The following is a 15,191-nucleotide window of genomic DNA, read 5'->3' as shown; positions in this document are numbered from 1 at the left end:
CCCGCGGCTACCGACGCATGGCGGCGCTCGCCCGGGCGCAGACGTCGAGCAGCAGCGGCTCGTAGCCGGCGCGGGCCACGCTCGTGGGCCCGGTGAGGGCGAGGGACGCGACGGCCCGACCGTCCGCGTCGGTGACGACGGAGGCGACGCTGCTCACCCCTTCGACGTACTCGTTGTCGTCCACGCCGATCCGTGAGCGGGCCACGCGGGCGAGCTCCACCCGCAGCTCGTCGCCGTCGGTGATCGTGCGGTCGGTGAAGGCGGTGAGCTCCGAAGCGCACACCAGGTCCGCCGCCTCGCGGTCGAAGGCCAGCAGGACTTTGCCGAGCGAGGTCGCGTGCGCGGGGGCGCGCCCGCCGATCCGCGAGGGGGAGTGGGCGCGGTGCACGCCGTGCAGCTTGTTGAGGAAGACCAGCTCGCCGTCCCGCAGCACACCGAGCTGGCAGGTCTCGCGCGTCTGCTCGTAGAGGACGGAGAGGAAAGGGGTGAGCCGCTCCTGGACCTTGGCGACCAGGGGCTCGTCCGGGAGGACCAGGTGCGAGCCGAAGAGCGGGCCGGTGCGGTAGTGCTCCCCGCGCCGCTCGATCGCGCCGCTCGCCTCGAGGGTGTGGAGCAGGCGGAAGACCGTCGACTTCGGGATGCCGGTGCGGCGCGCCAGCTCGCTGACGCCGAGCCCCTCGGCGCCGAACTGGTCGACCATCGCCAGGAGTTGGACCGCGCGCTCCACCGAGCTGACCTGCTTGGGCATGCCCCCATCGTGCCACCACGTGGCACGGCTGTTCGCCGGCGGCCGGCGCCGTCCCGCCAATGTACCGAGTACCCCTGACTTGGAGGCTCCCTCGTGATCAACGATGATCTGACCGCACCCGCGACGCCCGCGGCCCTCGTGACGACGACCCCGCGCGAGCGGCGCCGCGCGCAGGGTTCGAGCTTCATCGGCTCGGCCGTCGAGTACTACGACTTCCTGCTCTACGCGGCCGCGGCCGGTCTCGTCTTCCCGGAGCTCTTCTTCTCCGACCTGGACCACGGCACCGGGGTCCTGCTCAGCTACCTGACGCTCTTCACGGGCTACGTCTCCCGGCCCATCGGTGGCCTGCTGTTCGGCCACTTCGGCGACAAGATCGGCCGCAAGCGGATGCTCGTCATCACGCTGCTCGTCATGGGCATCGTCTCGATGGCCATCGGTGTCATGCCGACCGCCGCGAGCATCGGCCTGGCCGCCCCGATCCTCCTCGCCGTGCTGCGCCTCGTGCAGGGCCTGGCCGTCGGTGGTGAGTGGGCCGGCGCGATGCTCATGTCCGGCGAGCACAGCTCCTCGAGCACCAAGGGCTTCGGTGCCTCGCTCGCGATGGCCGGCGCCCCCTTCGGCGCCGTCATGGCCACCCTCGTCCTCGCGGTGACCTCCGGCGTGGCCGGCCCGGCCTTCACCGAGTGGGCCTGGCGCATCCCCTTCCTCCTGTCCGCCGTCGTCGTCGCGGTCGGCCTCTACATGCGCACCCGCGTCTCGGAGAGCCCGGAGTTCGAGGCGGCGCGCAAGCGCGGCGAGGTCCACACGGGCCTGCCGATGGCCGTGCTCTTCACGCAGTACCGCTCGACGATCGTGCTCGGCAGCCTCGCGGTCATGGCGCCGCTCTTCATGCAGGGCCTGCTCGCGGTCTTCATGGTCCCCTACGTCGTCGAGGGCGGCGCGATCTCGCGCGAGGCCGCGCTCTACATGCTCACGCTGAGCAACTTCGTGCACATCTTCACCATCCCGGCCTTCGCCGCGCTGAGCGACCGCCTCGGCCGCAAGCAGGTCATGGTCGGCGGTGCCGTCTTCTCCGCGGTCGCCGTGTGGCCGATGTTCATGCTCTTCAGCAGCGGCGACGCCACGCTCATCACCATCGCCTTCCTCGTCGGCAACCCCTTGATCCAGGCCACGATGTACGGCCCGGTCGGCGCGTACCTCTCCGAGCTCTTCGAGCCCACCGCCCGCTACTCCGGTGTGTCGCTGACCTACCAGATCGGCTCGCTCCTCGGCGCCGGACTGGCCCCGCTCGTCGCGCAGCGCCTCGTGGGCGGACACGGTGACACGGCCGGCCTGGCGTGGTACATCGGCGCGGCCTACGTCATCAGCGGGATCGCGGTCGTCCTGTCGCGCTCCGCGGCACGGCGCAGCGGGCGAAGGGTGGAGGTCCGGGAGGACGCGCTCGTCGGCTGATCCGCTCAGGCGAGCACGACGACCAGGCACAACGAGGTCCCGGCCGCGAGGAGCGTCGAGATCGTCGCGAGGACCAGCGCCTGCGCCGGCAGCGGCCACAGCTCGCGCACCCGGATGCCCATGCCCAGCCCGTACATCCCGCCGGCGAGCAGCAAGGTCGTCACGAGGCTGCCGGCACCGAGCACCGGTGCCGGCAGCCAGCCCGTGGAGCGCACCGCCACGGCCGCGGCGAAGGCCAGGACGAACCACGGGACGAGCGGGGCGGGGGTGCCCGTCGTCCCCTTCGCCAGCAGGGCGGAGATCGGTGCGAGGAGCGCGACGCGACCGAGCTTGACGGTCGTCGCGAGGGCCACGGCGGGCGCCCCGATGAGCGACCCGGCGGCCACCACCTGCGCCACCTCGTGGATGCTCGCGCCGGCCCAGATCGCTGCCTGGTGATCGGTCAGCCCGATGACCCCGGACGCCCACGGGACGAGGACGATCATGCCGGAGCCGAAGATCGTCACGAGGGCCACGGCCAGCGCGACGTAGCGCTCCCGGCCGCGCACGGTGTCCTCGATCGCGGCGATGGCGGCCGCGCCGCAGATCGAGAACCCCGCCGAGAGCAGCACGACGAACCCCTCGTCGAGACCCAGCCGGCGGCCCGCGGCGAGTGTCCCGCGGAAGGTCACCGCGACCGTGACCGCGATGACCGTCAGCCCGGCCGGCCCGATCGCGAGGACCTCGCCGACGGGCAGGCCCAGCCCGAGCCCGGCCACGCCCAGCCGGAGGAGCAGCCGCGTCGCCCGCGCGTGCTGGGCGACGACGGGCACCTCGGCGAGGCGGGAGTTGGCGACGAGCATCCCCGCCGCGAGCGCGAGCAGCAGCGGGCTGAGCAGGGGCACGAAGGGGGAGACCAGCATCGCCAGCGCAGCCGCCACAAGGGGCGGGAGGGTGGTCGGGGTCGTCGTCACCCTCGCAGCGTGCCGCGCGACGGCGCCTGCCGGTAGACCCCGATCCGGCCCCTGGTCATAGGCTGGGTCTATGGCTGATCCTCCCGACGTCGACATCGAGACCCTCCGGCTCGTCGTGGCCGTCGACGACACCGGCAGCCTGAGCGCGGCGGCCCGCCGGCGAGCTCTCAGCCAGCCGTCGGCGAGCGCACGCGTGCGGGCCTTCGAGGCGCGGTGGCAGCTGACCCTCCTCGAGCGCACGCCGCGCGGCTCGACCCTGACCACGGACGGCCGGGCCGTCGTCGCCTGGGCGCGGCAGGTGCTCAACGAGGTGGACACGATGCGCGCGGGCCTGGCCTCGCTCACCGGCAGCAGGCGCGGCGAGGTGCTGGTCGCGGCGAGCCTCACGGTCGCCGAGCACGTCCTGCCGCGGTGGCTCGGTGAGCTGCGGGAGCGCATGGAGGTCCACCCGCAACTGCACGTCGTCAACAGCGACCGGGTCGTCGACATGGTCCGCACCCGGCTCGCCGACATCGGGTTCATCGAGACCACCGACCGCGCCTCTGGCCTCGACCACCGGGTCGTCGGTACCGACCGGCTCGTCGTCGTGGTCCACCCCGACCACCCGTGGGCCCGGCGGCGGACCCCCCTTCGTCCTGAGGTGCTCGCGCGGGCGGAGTGGGTCCTGCGGGAGGAGGGGAGCGGGAGCCGCAGCACCTTCGAGCGGGCCCTCGGCGTGACGCCGACGATCGCCCTCCAGGCCGGCTCGACCGCCGCACTCCTCGGGGCGGTCCGTGCCGACCTCGGCCCCGCGGTCGTCTCGGAGCGGGCGGTCGCCACCGAGGTGGACGCCGGCCACCTCGTCGTCGTCCCGACGACCCTCGACCTGGCGCGACCGCTGACCGCGGTGTGGCGCAGGGGCGCTCGGATGAGCGCGGCGACGTCCGCGCTGCTCCAGGTGGCGCAGGTCAGCCCCGCCGGGCCCGCTCCGCGAAGGAGTCGAGCGCAGCCGTGACCTCCGTGGCCGCCCAGGTCACGTAGCGCTGACGGCCCGTGGCCCGGGTGACGATCCCGGCCTCGCGGAGCCGCACGATGACCTGGTCGGCAGCGGGTTGCGAGAGGCCGAGCTCGTGCTGGAGGAGCGCGGACGTGATGACGGGATGACCCAGCAGAAGGGGAAGTGCCCGCCAGATGGCGGCGTCGCGTCGCGCGCGGATGCGCTCGGTCCACCCGACGTGGATCTCGAGGAGCTCGCGCGCGAGCGCGCGACCGTTGCCGATCGCGGCGAACGTCGCCTCGGTGAAGCGGTCGATGATCGGGTCCACGTCGCCCTCCCGGTAGGAGGAGAGCGCGTCGAAGTAGGCCCGCGTGTCGGCGAGCAGGCCGGCGGAGACGGGCACGGTCGCCCGCGTCGTGGCCCCCCCGCGCTGCAGCATCGCGTGCACCAGGGCGCGACCCACGCGGCCGTTGCCGTCGTTGAAGGGGTGGATGGTCTCGAACTGCGCGTGGGCGATCGCGCACTGGGGCAGCAAGGGGATGTCCGGACGGACGACGAAGTCGCACAGGTCCTCGAGCGCCTGCTCGACCCGGGTGTGGGCGGGCGCGACGAAGGAGGCGCCGTGGGGAGATGCGCTGGATCCGCCGATCCACACCTGCTCGGTGCGCCAACGACCGGGAGCGGCATGGGGCTGGTCGTGCATCAGGGCATCGTGGATGGCCAGCAAGGACTGCGGTGTGACGTCCTCGGCGAGCCGGACCGCGCGCCTCATCGCCTTGACGTTGGCGGCCACGAGCTGGGCATTGCTCCCGGCCGGCGCCAGGTCGAGCTCGGCCATGGCCAGTGCGCGCGCGCCCGCGGTCACGTGCTCGATCTGCGACGACGAGGCCGACTCGGTGCGCAGCAGGACGGCGGGCAGCGGCGCCAGCTCCGTGCCCGGCAGCATGGACGAGAGCTCGGCGTCGAAGCGAGAGATCTCCCCACGGGCGTCGTCAGCGGCCGCGAGGGTCGCTGGGGAGATGGTCGGCTCGAGCCGGGCGATGCGGGCCGGGACGGCAGCCTCGTAGGTGGAGGAGATCCGGGCGCGCTGACCGCGGGAGAGGGGCCGCCCGGTGTCACGCTCCCACGGCAGTGTCTCCCACGAGACCTGTGTCGTCGCGCGCTGATCCATGCTGCATCCTTACATAAGTCAACGTAGTTGAGCCTATGTCAGATGGGGCGCCGCAACATCCTCAGGGGTCGTGGTGGACGTCCACGCTATGGTTCACCTACTCAACAAGTTGACCAACGGAGTTCGTGATGACCCAGCCTTACCCGCACCTCCTCGAGCCGATCACGATCGGCTCCACGACCCTGCGCAACCGCGTCATCATGGGCTCGATGCACGTCGGTCTCGAGGAGGCGCCGGACGGCTTCGAGCGGATGGCCGCCTTCTACGCCGAGCGGGCGAAGGGGGGAGCCGGCCTCATCGTCACCGGCGGCATCGCCCCGAACGAGGAGGGCCGGCCGGCGAAGGGGGGCGCGGTCATGATGAGCGCGCGGGACGTCGCCGACCACCGGGTCGTCACCGACGCCGTCCACGCCGAGGGTGGTCGGATCGCCATGCAGATCCTGCACTTCGGGCGCTACGCGTACCACGCCGACCTCGTCGCGCCCTCGCCGCTCCAGGCGCCGATCAGTCCCCACGTGCCGCACGAGCTCACCGACGCCGAGGTCGAGCAGACGATCGAGGACTACGTCCGCTGCGCGCTCCTCGCGCAGGAGGCCGGCTACGACGGCGTCGAGATCATGGGCTCCGAGGGGTACCTCATCAACGAGTTCATCGTGACGCGCACCAACCAGCGCACCGATCGCTGGGGCGGGTCCTACGAGCAGCGGATCCGCTTCCCCCTCGAGATCGTCCGGCGCGTCCGCGCGGCCGTCGGCGAGGACTTCCTCCTGGTCTACCGGCTGTCGATGCTCGACCTCGTGCCGGACGGCTCGACGCTCGAGGAAGTCGTCCACCTCGCCAGGGAGGTGGAGGCGGCCGGCGCCGACGTCATCAACACCGGCATCGGGTGGCACGAGGCGCGCGTCCCCACGATCGCCACGCAGGTGCCGCGTGCTGCGTGGGCCGGGGTGACCCGGCGGGTCATGGGCGAGGTCTCGATCCCGCTCGTCGCCACCAACCGGATCAACACCCCCGAGGTCGCCGAGCAGCTTCTCGCCGACGGCTTCGCCGACATGGTCTCCATGGCGCGCCCCTTCCTCGCGGACCCCGACTTCGTGGCCAAGGCGGCGAAGGGGGAGCCGGAGTCGATCAACACGTGCATCGGCTGCAACCAGGCCTGCCTCGACCACACCTTCAGCGGCAGGATCACCTCCTGCCTGGTCAACCCGCGCGCCTGCCACGAGACCGAGCTCGTCATCGGCCCCACGCGACTGGCCAAGCGCCTCGCCGTCGTCGGTGCCGGGCCGGCGGGGCTGGCCTTCGCGACGACCGCGGCCGAGCGCGGACACCACGTCACCCTCTTCGACGCCGCCGACGACATCGGCGGCCAGCTCGACGTCGCCCGGCGCGTCCCGGGCAAGGAGGAGTTCGAGGAGACCCTGCGCTACTTCCGCCACCGCCTCGCCGAGACCGGCGTCGACGTCAAGCTCGGGGCCCGCGTCGAGGCCGACGACCTCACCGGGTACGACGAGGTCGCCATCGCCACCGGCGTCACCCCGCGCATTCCCGAGCTGCCGGGCGTGGACCACCCGAGCGTCGTCGGCTACCTCGACGTGCTGCGCGGCGTGGCCCCGGTGGGGGAGCGGGTCGCGATCCTCGGCGCCGGTGGCATCGGATTCGACGTCGCGGCCTTCGTCACCGACCCGGGTGACGACGCGAGCCTCGACATCGCGGCCTTCCAGCGGACCTGGGGCATCGACGGTGACCTCGCCGCTCGAGGTGGGCTCGTGCCCCCTTCGCACCGGGCGGCGCCTCGTGAGGTGACGCTGCTGCAGCGCAAGGCGAGCAAGGTCGGCGCCGGGCTCGGCAAGACCACCGGCTGGATCCACCGGGCCGAGCTCGCGCAGCGCGGCGTGACGATGCTGCCGGGCGTGGGTTACGAGCGCATCGACGACGACGGTCTGCACATCACGGTCGACGGACGGGCGCAGGTCCTCGCCGTCGACACGGTCGTCCTGTGCACCGGGCAGGAGCCCAACCGCGGCCTGCACGACGATCTGAGCGCGCGAGGGGTCAGCGTCCACCTCATCGGCGGTGCCGACGTCGCCGCCGAGCTCGACGCCAAGCGCGCCATCGACCAGGGCACCCGGTTGGCGTCGGTGGTGTGATGCTGCGCTACGTCGCGATCGGCGACAGCCTCTCCGAGGGGGTCGGCGACGACCCGTGGCCCGACGGCGCCCTCCGCGGGTGGGCCGACCGCCTCGCGGAGCTGCTCGTCGACCACCACGGCGAGGTGGGCTACGCCAACCTCGCCGTGCGCGGGCTGCGGGCCCAGGAGGTGCTCGACACACAGGTCGAGGCGGCGCTGGCGATGGAACCGGACGTGCTGACGCTCACCGCCGGCATGAACGACCTGCTGCGCCCCCGTCTCGACGTCCCGGGCCTGCGGCGCGCCCTGGTGGGGATCGTGGCGCCCTTCACCGCGAAGGGGGTCCGGGTCACCGTCGTCCCCATCCCCGACATCCGCGCGGTGAGCCCCGCCGGTCGGCTGATCGCTCGGCGGCGGGTGCAGCTCAACGCGATCTACCAGCACCTCGCCGACGAGCACGGGATGCAGCCGCCGGCGAGGACGGCGGGCACGATCTTCGAGGACCGGCGGGCGTGGGCCGACGACCGGCTGCACCTGTCGGCGCTCGGTCACGAGCGGCTCGCCCTGGGCGCCGCCCACGCGCTCGGGCTGCCGGTGGGGGAGACCTGGAGCCAGGTGCCCGACGGGGCACCACCGCGACGGAGCCTGCGCACCGAGACCGACTGGGCACGGCGGCACGTCGGCCCGTGGCTCGGTCGGCGGCTCACCGGACGCTCCTCGGGGGACGGGCGGGTGGCCAAGCGGCCGACGCTCACTCCCTTCGAGACGGTCGCCGAGCGACCTCCTCAGGGAGCGGAGTAGCTCGCCGAGCGACCTCCTCAGGGAGCGGAGCAGCTCGCCGAGCGACCTCCTCAGGGAGCGGAGTAGCTCGCTGCCGCCTGCTGGATCTGCGGGAACCGCTCGGCCATCCGCGCCGCGAGGGCCTGGGAGGCCTTGAGCGGGCGGGTCATCACCATGAACTCCACGACCTTGCCCTCCTCGTCGAAGGTGAGGAAGTCGCAGCCGGTGATCTCCAGGCCGTCGACCTTCGCCTCGAAGAGGTAGGCCTCCTCGCGACCGTCCTGCAGCTGGCGCACGTAGCGGAAGTCGTTGAAGACCTCGGCGACCGAGCGCAGGATGGCGTTGGTGATCGCCTTGCCCGGGTACGGGGTGTGCGCCACGGGGCTGCGGAAGACGACGTCGTCGGCGAGGAGCGCCTCGACGGCGTCCATGTCATGGGCTTCGATCGCGGTCCGGAACATGGGTCGAACCTACTCAACTAGATGAGTAACCGCCAGAGGCGAACTACGATCGGCTCATGGCCCTCCAGGACGCGATCCTCACCGCCCTCGCCCACGACGAGTCGTCCGGGTACGACCTGGCCAAGGCCTTCGACGTCTCGGTGGCCAACTACTGGACCGCCAGCCCGCAGCAGCTGTACCGCGAGCTGGACAAGCTCGAGCAGGCCGGCCTGGTGCGCGCGCGGACGGTCGCCCAGTCAAAGCGCCCGGACAAGAGGGTCTTCCGCCTGACCGCCGCCGGACGCGAGGCGCTGCGCGCCCACACCGTGCGCTCGCCCAAGCCGCTCGCCGTGCGCGACGAGCTGCTCGTCCAGGTCGCCGCCCTGGAGTCCGGCGACCCGGCGGCGATCCGCGGGCACGTGCTCGAGCGGCTGGCGGCCTTCGAGGCCAAGCTCGCCACCTATCGGCTCGTGCAGGAGCGCACGCTCGCGGGCCGCAGCGAGGAGGACTACCTCGCGACGAGCGAGCGCGTGGGGCAGTACCTGACGCTACTGCGGGGGATCAGCTTCGAGGAGGAAAACGTCGCGTGGGCTCGTCGGGTCCTCGCGGTGCTCGAGGCGCGCGCCGGCTGAGCGGTCAGCCCTGCGTCTGCTCCCGCAGCGCCCGGGCGGCGCGCTCGGCGACCTCGTCGAGCTGGGCGGGCTGGGACGCCCGGCGCGACCCGCGGCGCGGGGCGGTGTCACCGGACTGGATCTGCGGCAGCAGCTGCGCCATGAGCAGCGTCGACAGCGCGGAGGAGTCGCCGGCGCCGGCGTCGGTGTGCACGATGACCGGCCGCGGGGCGTCCTCGGCGAGGGTCGCGCCCACGTCGAGACGGCGCCGTGCGAGCTCGTAGCCGAGCACCGCACGGTTGTCGCGGTAGGCCGTGGCCAGCTGCTCCTGCGCCTTGGCCTCACCCTGCGCGGCGACGAGGTTGGTGCGGGCACGGGTCTCGATCTCGTAGCGGATCTTCTGCGCCTCGGTCTCGCGCTCCTCGAGCATCTGGGCGACGTCCTTGCGGGCCTCGTTGAGCGACGCCTGGACCTCGACGACCTTGGCGTCACGCACCTTCTTCGACCGCTCGATCTCGAGCAGGAGGGTGTCGATGCGACGCTTGCGCGTCAGCTCCCACTCCTTCTCGTACGCGACGAGCTCCTTGGCGACCCGCTCGCGGGTGGCGAGGTGCTCGCGGTACTGGTCGGGCAGCTGCACGTCGGGGATGTTGCAGCCCATGATCTGCACGCCGTAGCGGGTCAGCTGACGGTTGAGCAGGTCCTGCATGTCCTTGACGTCGCTGCCGCGCAGGTCGTACGCCTGCTCGGTGCGCACCTGGCGGCTGCGCTGCCGAATGGCGTCCTGGACCGAGTTGGACAGCACGAGGTCGAAGTTGCCCGCGCCGATCGTCTGCACGAAGCGGATGGCGTCGACGATGCGGAAGCGCAGGAAGAACTCGATCGACTTCAGCGGCACGTTCTCGTGCGTAGGGGAGCTGAGCACCGGTGCGGTGTAGGGGATCTCGGTGGTCACGTCGACGACGTAGGCGACCCGCGCCCACGGGTGCCAGAGGTAGTGCCGGCCGGGTGAGAGGCCGGGGCCGGAGATGGCGCCGAACTTCGTCAGCACCCCGACCGTGCCCTCCTCGATCTCGACGATCGAGCTGCGCCACCACCACAGCGCCGAGAGCAGGAAGGAGATGATCGCGACGAAGATCGCCAGCCCGCCGAGTGCCCCGTGGTCGGAGGCGGCGAGGAAGACCCCGCTGAGGAGCGCCCACAGGCCGAACCAGATGAGCGCGGTCCAGCGCATGCCGCGCTTGTCCTTGGGGATGACGACGGGGACGAGCGAGCCGGAGTCGCCGCCACGCAGGTAGCGCGCGACATCGCCCCACCCGGAGACGACCTCCTTGATCGAGCTCATGCCCTGACCGCGCGCGGCACGGACCGCCTGCTCCATCATCTGGTCACTCATCGCTGCTCACCCTCGGTCGCGTCGGTCTGGATCATCGTCTCGGTCACCGGTGGCGGCGGGGTGGAGGGGCGGATGCCGCCGCTGCTCACCTCGCCGAGCGTTTCGGTGACGCTCTCGTCGGTGACGGACTGGCGGATCTCGTCGAGCCGTTGCTCGCCCTCGGGATCGGTCTCTGCCTCCGTGGCCGGCAGGATCTCGACGTCCGTCTTCTCGGGGGCCTGCAGCAGGTCGACGATGTCGGCCTCGCGTGCGCTGATGCGGGCGGCGATGTCGCCCTGCCGCGCCCGGATGTCCTCCATGTCCTGGGCGGAGAAGAGCTGCGCGTCCTGGCCGCCCACGAGCTGGCGGGCGATCTGCAGGTAGTCCACGCCCTCGGACTCCTCGCCGATGCGCACGAGCTGCGGGAGGGAGCCGGAGACGCCCTCCATCTTGTCGAGCATGTCCTGCTGGTAGCGGTAGTCGAGGATCTCCGGCGCCAGCGCCGCGCTCAGCGCACGGATGTCGAGGGCCTGGGCCTCGAGCAGGGCCGCGTTGGCGTTGGCATCGGACTCCGACTCGACGAAGCGCTGGCGGGCGACCGCCTCGGCGCGGTTGGTCTCCCGCTCCAGCGCCGTGTCCATCTGCGCCTGGTAGCGGGCGATGTCGGCCTGGATGCCGGAGAGGTTCTCCTTGAGCGAGGCGAGGTCCTTGTTGAGGTCGCCCTCGTTCTGCTCCTTCTTCAGCCCCAGCTCGTAGTCGTACGTGTAGGCCTCCTTGGCGACGCGGATCATCTCCGGGGCCGCGAGGTCCATCCGGTACTCCTGCGCGGACGGCTCGGCGTGCGTGATGTTGGCCGTCGTCAGCTCGACCGCCGGGGCGAACTGCGCGTTGAGCTGGTCGAGCAGCCGCGCGGTGCTCTCACCGACGAGGTCGTAGATGCCGGAGGCCTCCTGCTCGTAGATGAGCGAGCGCGTCGTCTCGGAGATCGCGTTGTTGAGCTTGTCCTGGAAGCCCTGCACCGCGCCGAGGACGAAGACGAACTCGCGGGCGCTGACGATGCGGAACTGGAGGAAGAGGTCGACCGACGCCTGCACGCCGGACTTCGTCGGTGCCGAGCGGATCGGCGCGTTGAAGGGGTACTCGCGCGTGGTGTTGACGATGTAGGAGACGCGCTTCCACGGGTTCCACAGCGTCACCCGGCCGGGGCCGACCTCGGCCTCGACCTTGCCGAAGCGGCTGATGAGGGCGGTGCAGCCCTCCGGGACCATGACCATGCCCTGCCGCCACCACATGAAGGCGGCGACGGCGACCACGAGGACCCAGTAGTGCGGCCCGAAGACCGCCAGGCTCATCCCGTCGAAGGGCAGCAGGAAGATCGATCCGACGACGCCGACGATGACGAGCAGGATGACCGGCAGCATCGCCCGCAGGCGGCGGCCCTTGGGCATGACCATCGGGGTGATGACGTGCACGGGGCCGGTCACGCCCATCTCGTAGCGGCTGCGGCTGAGGGCCTCCGCAGCGTCGTCGAGCGGGACGTGGTCGGCGTTGATCCGCGTGCCGGCGGACCCCCCTTCGCCCCGGGCTGCGGGGAAGTCCCGCGCGTTGAGGTCGAAGCCGGCCCCCTGCGCCTGCTGCATCACCTGGTCGACCGCCCCGCCCATGCCGGTCGCGTCCGCGACCTGCCTGGCCCTGTCCATGAACTGCTGCGCTGGGTTGCTCACCCGTGCCCCTTCGTTCGTTCCCTGAGTTGGCCGCAGTCTCCCACAGGGGAGTTCGGCCGGACACGGGGAGAACTCCCCGTCAGCGCTGCACCCTCGTCCACCGCTGGCTGAGGAGGTCGCTCAGCGACCGTCTCGACGCCGCACCCGCACCAGGGCCAGCGGCAGGGTCAGCACGGCGAAGGCGGCGGTCACGAGGAGGGCCGCCGGGAAGCCGTACCCGACCGCGATCGCGCCGACGACGACGGACCCGAGGGCCGAGCCGAGGTCGAAGCCGACATTCCAGATCGAGCTGGCGAGGCCGATGTGCCGGCGCGTCACGGCGGCGAAGGAGATGACGAGCGTGAGGTTCTGCAGGGCCCCGTAGGCGCTGCCGAGCAGGAGGGCACCGACGAGCAGCAAGGGCACGGACTGGTCGTGGACCGCCCAGGCGATGCCGCCCATGCCGAGCACGGTCAGGAGGACGAAGGGGGCGAGGAACCGCTCGGCGCCGTGACGGTCGGCGAGGTCGCCGATGCGCCACCGGAAGATCGCGGCCATGAGCTCCATGAGGGCGAGCGCAGGGATGACGACCGCTGGGTCGCGGACCATCTGCGGGCCGAAGGTGAGCACCGCGCCGCCGGCGATGGTCACGCCGACGAGCAGGACCATCGGCCGCAGCAGGGTGAGCGCCACCCGCGGCGTGCTGGGGCCGGCCTCGCTGCCGACCGGCGCCTCGTGCGCGGGGAAGGCCTCGAGCACCCGCCCCAGGGCCAGCGCGGCGGGCACGCCGAGCAGCGGCACGGCCCCGACGGCGAAGACGACGCCGAAGTCGAGCGTCTCGGCCACCCAGGAGCCCAGGGGGAGGAGCACCACCTGGGGCCCGGCGATGGACAGGCCGTACGCGCCGACGGCCTTGCCGCGGGTCTCGGGCGTGGAGAGCTCGGCGACGGCCGCGCTCCCGGCGACGGTGAGGATGCCGAACCCGACGCCGCGTACCGCGGACAGCGCGAGGACGGCGGGGAGCGCGTCACTGGCGATGAACCCCAGCGACGGCGCGCCGAGCAGCACGAGTCCGGCGGCGAGCGCGGGACCCCAGCCGAAGCGCCGTAGCAGCGCGGGGACGGTGAACTGGGTGAGGACGGTGACGGTGAGGAGGACCCCGTTGACGAGACCGGCGCCCCCTTCGTCCGCGCCACCGTGCACGGCCCAGAGCGGGGCGACCGGCATGAGGACCGCGAAGCCGCTGAAGCCCAGGAAGGTCGCCATCAGCAGCGCGGGCATCCCCCGCGCGGTCCACACACTGCTCACTGGCAGCAGTGTCTCACCGCTCACATGCTCCCTGTCTCCAGGTACCGCTCGTGCCAGCTGAGCGCCTCACCGAGGAGGTGCGGGGTGTGGACGGCATCGGGCCGGGCCGCCTGGGCCCGCTCGAAGTAGTCGAGCAGCCCGGGCCGGAAGGCCGGGTCGGCGCAGTTGTTGATGATCCGCACCGCCCGGTGCCGGGGGGAGAGCCCACGCAGGTCGGCGAGCCCGTGCTCGCTGACGATGACCTGGACGTCGTGCTCGGTGTGGTCGACGTGGCTGGCCATCGGGACGAACGCCGAGACCGTGCCCCCCTTCGCCGTGGACGGGGTGAGGAAGAAGTTGAGGAAGGCGTTGCGGGTGAAGTCGCCGCTGCCGCCGATGCCGTTCATGATCTTGCTGCCGGCGATGTGGGTGGAGTTGACGTTGCCGTAGATGTCGGCCTCGATCATCCCGTTCATCGCGATGACGCCGAGCCGCCGGACCAGCTCGGGGTGGTTGGAGATCTCCTCGCTGCGCAGCAGGATCCGCCCCTTGTAGCTGCTGATGTTGTCGAGGAACCGCTCCACCCCGACGTCCGAGAGACCGAAGGACGTCGCCGACGCGGCGCGCACCGTGCCGCTGTCGAGCAGGTCGAGCAGCCCGTCCTGGAGCACCTCGGTGAAGGCGACGAGGTCGGTGAACTCGCTGCCGTCCAGCCCCGCGAGGACGGCGTTGGCGACATTGCCGACACCCGACTGCAGCGGCAGGAGCGAAGGGGGCATCCGCCCGGATGCGACCTCGGCGCGCAGGAAGTCCAGGACGTGGGCGGCGATGGCCTGCGAGGTCGCGTCCGGGGGGCTGAAGGGGGAGTTGCGGTCCGGGCGGTCGGTCTCGACGACGGCGACGACCTTCGCCGGGTCGACGCGCAGGTAGGGGTCGCCGATGCGCTGCATCGGGTCGGTGAGCTGGATCGGGCGGCGGTGCGGCGGCAGGGCGGCCCCGTAGTAGACGTCGTGGAACCCCTCGAACTCGCGCGGTTGCCAGTGGTTGACCTCGAGGATGACCCGGTCGGCCTGCTCGAGCCAGGTCTTGTTGTTGCCCACGGAGCTGCCCGGCACGAGCAGGCCGTTGGGCAGGATCGCGGTGACCTCGACGATGGCCACGTCGAGGTTGCCGTAGAACCCGAACCACATGTGCGGCGCGGAGTGGCTCAGGTGGGCATCGACGTAGTCGACCTCGCCGGAGTTGATCAGCTGGCGCATCGTCGGGTCGGAGTTGTACGGCAGCCGGCTCGCCACGCCCCGCGCCTCCGCGAGCACGCCGTCCGCGTCGGGTGCCGTCGAGGCCCCGGTCCACAGACCGACGCGGAAGTCCTCCCCGCGGGCGTGCGCCGCGACCATCCGGTCGTGCAGGGCCGTGGGCAGCGCCTTGGGGTACCCGGCCCCGGTGAAACCGCTCATCCCGATGTTGTCCCCGGGGCGGACGTGCTCCGCCGCGGCCTCGGCGGTGGTGACGCGGGTGCTCAGGACGGGGCAGGTGATGCGGCTCATGCGCTCATGATCTCAGCCGC

General features: G+C 72.0%; 13 protein-coding genes. 5 read left to right on the top strand and 8 right to left on the bottom strand.

Annotated elements, in window-relative coordinates:
* Window positions 1-7 precede the first annotated feature (7 nt).
* The gene (locus tag JT1_RS06685; protein WP_068324878.1) at window positions 8-748 is read right to left on the bottom strand and encodes an IclR family transcriptional regulator; all 741 of its coding nucleotides are present in this window, start codon (window positions 746-748) and stop codon (window positions 8-10) included.
* A gap of 93 nt (window positions 749-841) precedes the next feature.
* On the opposite strand from JT1_RS06685, the gene JT1_RS06680 reads away from it, so the two are divergent.
* Window positions 842-2,200, top strand: a complete 1,359-nt coding sequence (locus JT1_RS06680) for an MFS transporter (protein ID WP_218005562.1) — start codon at window positions 842-844, stop codon at window positions 2,198-2,200.
* 5 nt (window positions 2,201-2,205) lie between these two features.
* Here JT1_RS06680 and JT1_RS06675 read toward each other — a convergent pair whose 3' ends face one another.
* Window positions 2,206-3,153: a YeiH family protein gene (locus JT1_RS06675; protein ID WP_169701890.1), complete on the bottom strand. Its 948-nt coding sequence runs from the start codon at window positions 3,151-3,153 to the stop codon at window positions 2,206-2,208.
* 70 nt (window positions 3,154-3,223) lie between these two features.
* On the opposite strand from JT1_RS06675, the gene JT1_RS06670 reads away from it, so the two are divergent.
* Entirely contained in the window at window positions 3,224-4,147 is a 924-nt protein-coding gene (locus JT1_RS06670; protein WP_068324876.1) for a LysR family transcriptional regulator, read from the top strand.
* On the opposite strand, the gene JT1_RS06665 is transcribed toward JT1_RS06670, so the two are convergent.
* Window positions 4,101-5,300, bottom strand: coding sequence for a Fic family protein (locus JT1_RS06665; RefSeq protein WP_068324875.1), 1,200 nt, complete (start codon window positions 5,298-5,300; stop codon window positions 4,101-4,103). The two genes, JT1_RS06670 and JT1_RS06665, sit on opposite strands and share 47 nt — an antisense overlap.
* A 128-nt stretch (window positions 5,301-5,428) precedes the next feature.
* On the opposite strand from JT1_RS06665, the gene JT1_RS06660 reads away from it, so the two are divergent.
* Both JT1_RS06660 and JT1_RS06655 read left to right on the top strand, forming a co-directional pair.
* The gene (locus JT1_RS06660; protein ID WP_068324874.1) at window positions 5,429-7,447 is read left to right on the top strand and encodes an NADPH-dependent 2,4-dienoyl-CoA reductase; all 2,019 of its coding nucleotides are present in this window, start codon (window positions 5,429-5,431) and stop codon (window positions 7,445-7,447) included.
* Window positions 7,447-8,229, top strand: coding sequence for an SGNH/GDSL hydrolase family protein (locus JT1_RS06655; RefSeq protein ID WP_082807517.1), 783 nt, complete (start codon window positions 7,447-7,449; stop codon window positions 8,227-8,229). Before JT1_RS06660 ends, JT1_RS06655 begins: the two co-directional genes overlap by 1 nt.
* 50 nt (window positions 8,230-8,279) lie before the next feature.
* Here the strand turns inward: JT1_RS06655 and JT1_RS06650 are convergent, their stop codons facing one another.
* A complete protein-coding gene (locus tag JT1_RS06650) occupies window positions 8,280-8,669 on the bottom strand; it encodes a nuclear transport factor 2 family protein (protein WP_068324872.1) in 390 nt (129 codons plus the stop codon).
* A gap of 56 nt (window positions 8,670-8,725) precedes the next feature.
* On the opposite strand from JT1_RS06650, the gene JT1_RS06645 reads away from it, so the two are divergent.
* Window positions 8,726-9,280, top strand: coding sequence for a PadR family transcriptional regulator (locus tag JT1_RS06645; protein ID WP_068324871.1), 555 nt, complete (start codon window positions 8,726-8,728; stop codon window positions 9,278-9,280).
* 4 nt (window positions 9,281-9,284) lie between these two features.
* Here the strand turns inward: JT1_RS06645 and JT1_RS06640 are convergent, their stop codons facing one another.
* The 4 genes from JT1_RS06640 to scpC all read right to left on the bottom strand — a co-directional run bounded on the left by JT1_RS06640 (window position 9,285) and on the right by scpC (window position 15,171).
* Window positions 9,285-10,655: an SPFH domain-containing protein gene (locus JT1_RS06640; RefSeq protein WP_218005561.1), complete on the bottom strand. Its 1,371-nt coding sequence runs from the start codon at window positions 10,653-10,655 to the stop codon at window positions 9,285-9,287.
* Window positions 10,652-12,358, bottom strand: coding sequence for an SPFH domain-containing protein (locus JT1_RS06635; RefSeq protein WP_245634698.1), 1,707 nt, complete (start codon window positions 12,356-12,358; stop codon window positions 10,652-10,654). Before JT1_RS06635 ends, JT1_RS06640 begins: the two co-directional genes overlap by 4 nt.
* A gap of 120 nt (window positions 12,359-12,478) precedes the next feature.
* Complete coding sequence (locus tag JT1_RS06630; protein ID WP_255218275.1) at window positions 12,479-13,645, bottom strand: MFS transporter; 1,167 nt, start codon at window positions 13,643-13,645, stop codon at window positions 12,479-12,481.
* Between the two features lie 20 nt (window positions 13,646-13,665).
* Window positions 13,666-15,171 (bottom strand): succinyl-CoA:acetate CoA-transferase ScpC, encoded by a 1,506-nt coding sequence (scpC, locus tag JT1_RS06625; RefSeq protein ID WP_068324869.1) that lies wholly within the window; start codon window positions 15,169-15,171, stop codon window positions 13,666-13,668.
* Window positions 15,172-15,191 lie beyond the last annotated feature (20 nt).

This window comes from Janibacter terrae NBRC 107853 (assembly GCF_001591405.1).
GTDB lineage: Bacteria > Actinomycetota > Actinomycetes > Actinomycetales > Dermatophilaceae > Janibacter > Janibacter terrae.
Note: the sequence above shows the minus strand (reverse complement) of the source record. Positions and strands in the feature narration are given on the sequence as shown.